Source organism: Caulobacter sp. D5, from assembly GCF_003185805.1.
In the GTDB taxonomy this organism is placed as follows: domain Bacteria; phylum Pseudomonadota; class Alphaproteobacteria; order Caulobacterales; family Caulobacteraceae; genus Caulobacter.
Map to the genome: position 1 here is coordinate 1 of NZ_QHJY01000139.1, position 4,318 is coordinate 4,318.

Genomic DNA, 4,318 nt, shown 5'->3' on the forward strand with positions numbered 1-4,318 from the left:
GAAACCTCTCACCCTCCCACCGCTTCGCGGCGGGCCCCTCCCTCTCTCAAAGAGAGAGGGGTTGTGGATCGCCATCCAGGTCGATCCGCTGGCGGACGATCTCAAGCCGATCGCCCGCGTCGCGCATCTCGTAGAGCTTGCCGCGGGCGTTCTTGAACGGCCGGTGGACGATCATCATCAGCTGGCCGTCGAAGCGGTGGAACAGCATGCCGTGGCCGCTGTCGTGGCGGACGAGCGGCGGCAGCTGCTCCCACGGCCCTTCGAGCCTGCCCGTCGTCGACCGGGCCTGGGACTGGACGTAGCCGTTCCGGTCATAGCTGGACCACAGCATCAGCAACTGGCCGGTCTTGGTCGTGAAGAGCTGCGGGCCGTCGGTGACATAGGCCAGATCGCCCTCGGGCTGCCGCTTGCCGTCGGCCCAGGGCGCCTGGCTGGCGGTGAACAGGGTGACCGGTGGGCCGGCGGCGGCGAGGTCGTCGCTCAGGGGCAGGGCCTCGATGGCGCCGTCGCCGACCTGCAGCCACTCGCGCGAATAGACGTACCAGGGGCGTCCGTCGGGAGCGACGTAGAGCGTGCCGTCCAGGGTCATGCGGTCCTTGGGCGCGACCGGCTCGCCGCCACGCGCGACGGTGAACGGCCCCTCGGGGGTGTCGGCGACCGCCAGGATCGTGCCGCGCCGGTAGGGCCTGCGCTTGCCGACCGGCGGCAGGGCGGCGGCCTCGTCGTGGAAGGTGGTGAAGAGCGCCCAGCGGCCCTTCCAGAAGTGGACTTCAGGCGCCCAGGCCCCGGCCTTGAACCAGGCGTCGGTCGGGGCCGTGAACACCGTCTTCGGCTTCTCCCAATCCAGCAGGTCGCGGCTGACATACATCATCGTGCCCAGGCCCGGCGTGCCGCTGAGGCGGGGGATGTTGGCGGTGTAGAGCCGATAGAGCCCGGCCTGCTGGTCGGCGACCATGAACGGGTCATGCAGCGGCATGTTCGGCAGGCGCAACATCGGCGCGGGGGCGGCTTCCGCCTGGGCCGCCGGTGCGATGACCAGGGCGGCGGCGCCGAGGGCCAGGGCCCGGCGCGAGCGATCGATGGGCATCAAGGCTCCTACGCGACTTCACTGGCCGTGTGATCTAGGGGGATGTCCGCCCCCATCGCAATGCCCCCAAGCCCGTTCGGGAGCCTTCTCAAGGAAAGCCCCCGAACCTTGGCCGTCAGAAGGACGCGGTCAGGCCCAGGCCATAGTAGTCCTTACCGCCGAAGCCTTTGATCGTGACGCGGTCGGTCAGGCGCGCTCCGATCAGGCCGTACGGCGCCACTTCGTCACTGACCCGCACGCCGGCGCCGAACTCCAGCTTCGAGGTCACCTGATAGGCGCCTTCGAGTTTGCCGTAAGGCTTGATCTCGGGGCTGCAGCGATCTTTGTCAGCGAAGTAGCCGGTCTGGCGATCCCGGCAGATCGTATTGCCGTTGTTGAGGGTCTCGGTGCGGTAGCGACTGTCGTCGTCCTGATAGATCAGTCCCCCGACGATCGGAGTCAGCCGGAATTTGTTCTTGGTCCAGTTATAGCCGACCCCCAATTCGGCGCCCGTGAGATCGTCGGCCTTGGCGCCGTTCAGTTCGACCATCCATGCGCCAGCTTGAGCAGAAGACGCGACGAAGCAAGCCGCCGCCAGGGCGGCGACGGATACGATGAACTTCAAGAGTAACCCCCATTTCGAGCCCGAAGATCGAGCCGGCGGCGTGTAGCCGGGGATTGTGGATTCGTCGAGCAGTCTCGTTTGGGGGGAGTGGCGACGCCGTTCAGTTCCGGCGGCGCTTTGCAACGGCGAGGGCAGGGGGCAAGCTGGCGGGGAACACGCGGCCTGCGGCAAAGGTCATGCTGGTGTGGCGGCGTTTTCGGGCATAAACGTCGCCCAACAACGAAACATACGACGGAGGCTCTCCGCAAAGAGCCTCGTCCCGAGGAGGAATGCGTTGATCGAGTCGGTCCTGATCGCCAATCGCGGCGAGATCGCGCGCCGGATCATCCGCACCGCGCGCGAGATGGGCGTGCGCACCATCGCCGTCCACTCGGAGGCCGACAGCCACGCCCCGTTCGTGATGGAGGCCGACATGGCCATCCTGATCGGCGGCTCGCCGGCCCGCGAAAGCTATCTCGTCCCCGAGAAGATCCTGGCCGCCGCGCGCCAGACCGGCGCTGAGGCGATCCACCCCGGCTACGGCTTCCTGTCCGAGAACGCCGACTTCGCCCAGGCCGTGATCGACGCCGGCCTGGTCTGGATCGGCCCGCCGCCTTCGGCCATCCGCGCCATGGGCCTGAAGGACGCCGCCAAGAAGCTCATGATCCAAGCTGGCGTGCCGACCACGCCCGGCTATCTGGGCGACGACCAGAGCGAGGCGCGGCTTTCCAAGGAAGCGGCCGCCGTTGGCTTTCCCGTGCTGATCAAGGCCGTGGCCGGCGGCGGCGGCAAGGGCATGCGCAAGGTCGACCGCGCCGAGGACTTCGCCGAGGCCCTGGGCTCATGCCGCCGCGAGGCGGCCGCCAGCTTCGGCGACGACCGCGTGCTGCTGGAAAAATATGTCACCCGGCCGCGCCACATCGAGGTGCAGGTGTTCGGCGACCAGTTCGGCGAGGTGGTCCACCTGTTCGAGCGCGACTGCTCGCTGCAGCGCCGCCACCAGAAGGTCATCGAGGAAGCTCCGGCCCCCGGCATGGACGAGGAGACGCGGCAAGCCGTGTGCGGCGCGGCGGTGCTGGCGGCCAAGGCCGTCGGCTATGTCGGCGCCGGCACGGTGGAGTTCATCGCCGACGCCAGCGAGGGCCTGCGCGCCGATCGCATCTGGTTCATGGAGATGAACACCCGCCTCCAGGTCGAGCACCCGGTCACCGAGATGGTCACCGGCCAGGACCTGGTCGAATGGCAGCTTCTGGTCGCTTCCGGCGAGCCGCTGCCTCTGACCCAGGACGAGATCGAGCTGGACGGCTGGGCCATGGAGGCCCGTCTCTACGCCGAGAACCCGGCCACCGGCTTCCTGCCCTCGACCGGACCGCTGAAGCATTTCCGCCTGCCGGAAGGCGACGTGCGGGTCGACAGCGCGGTGGAGGAGGGCGGCGAGGTCACGGCCTTCTACGATCCGATGATCGCCAAGCTGATCGCCCACGGCGTCGACCGCGAAGACGCGGCGCACCGGCTAGCCGAGGCCTGCAAGCTGGTCGAGGTCTACCCCGTGAAGACCAACGCCGCCTTCCTGGCCGCCTGCGCCAGCCATCCCGATTTCGTCGAGGGCGCGATCGACACCGGCTTCATCGCCGCGCGGCTGGAGAAACTGACCGAGCGGACATTCTCCGACGCCCCGACCCTGGCCGCCATCGGCCAGCGGCTGGAGGGCTTCATGGCCGCCGACCAGCCCAAGGCCGACCCCTGGGCCAGCGCGCCGTCGCGCCTGCTGGGCTTCCGCATGAACGCCCCGCGCGCGGCCATGGACCTGCCGCTGACCGTGGACGGGGCCAAGGTTCCGCTGCGGGTGGGGCTGGTGGCGGGCGCGGGCGACGACTGGTCGTGGGACATCACCGTCGAGGACGGTCGGGCGCTGGACGACGTCGATGTGCTGCCCGGCGTCTATGGCCGCGATCCGCTCTACGTGTTCGAGGGCGGCGACGTGCGGGAGTTCGACTTCGCGCCTAAGGTCGGCGGCGGCGCCCATGGCGCAGCCTCGGACGGGGCGATCCTGTCGCCGATGCCGGGCAAGGTGGTGTCGGTGGCGGTCGCGGCCGGCCAGTCCGTGACCAAGGGCCAGACCCTGATGGTGCTCGAGGCCATGAAGATGGAGCACGCCCTGGCCGCGCCGTTCGACGGCGTGGTGGGAGAGCTTTCGGCCGTGGCCGGCGGCCAGGTCGCCGAGGGCGTGGTGCTGGCGCGGCTGGAGGCTTCCTGAGCGGGAGAAGGTGTCGGCGAAAGCCGACGGATGAGGGGTCTCGCAGAAACCAGACGCCGCGAAAGCTGATCCGCGTCGCGGCGTTTGCGCATGTGCGCCCCCTCACCCGACCCCACTTCGTGGGGCCACCCTCTCCCGCAGGGGGAGAGGGGGCGCGAGCGGCTACACCAACTGTTTCGCCGGCTGCCCGACGTTTTCGTCCTCGCCCTCGTCCAGGGCTCCCAGTTCGCCGCGCTCGCGGGCCTTCTTGCCGTAGAAGGCCTCGAACAGCGGCGAGGTCATCAGGGTGGTGACCACGGCCATCACCGCCAGCATCGAGAACAGGGCCGGGCCGATGATGCCCTTCTGCAGGCCGATGTTGATGATGATCAGCTCCATCAGGCCGCGGGCG

At 69.0% G+C, this 4,318-nt stretch carries 3 protein-coding genes and 1 pseudogene; 1 reads left to right on the top strand and 3 read right to left on the bottom strand.

The window, feature by feature from the left end:
• Window positions 1-46: 46 nt before the first annotated feature.
• Both DMC18_RS10195 and DMC18_RS10200 read right to left on the bottom strand, forming a co-directional pair.
• Complete coding sequence (locus DMC18_RS10195; protein WP_110119008.1) at window positions 47-1,087, bottom strand: glycoside hydrolase family 43 protein; 1,041 nt, start codon at window positions 1,085-1,087, stop codon at window positions 47-49.
• Between the two features lie 115 nt (window positions 1,088-1,202).
• Window positions 1,203-1,691 carry a hypothetical protein gene (locus DMC18_RS10200; RefSeq protein WP_146218036.1) on the bottom strand — a complete coding sequence of 163 codons (489 nt, stop codon included), beginning with the start codon at window positions 1,689-1,691 and terminating at the stop codon, window positions 1,203-1,205.
• A 274-nt stretch (window positions 1,692-1,965) separates the two neighbouring features.
• Between DMC18_RS10200 and DMC18_RS10205 the strand changes: the two genes are divergently transcribed.
• Entirely contained in the window at window positions 1,966-3,927 is a 1,962-nt protein-coding gene (locus DMC18_RS10205; protein WP_110119010.1) for an acetyl/propionyl/methylcrotonyl-CoA carboxylase subunit alpha, read from the top strand.
• Window positions 3,928-4,089: 162 nt separating this feature from the next.
• Here DMC18_RS10205 and DMC18_RS10210 read toward each other — a convergent pair.
• Window positions 4,090-4,318: pseudogene (locus DMC18_RS10210) on the bottom strand (cation:proton antiporter); the annotation flags it as partial.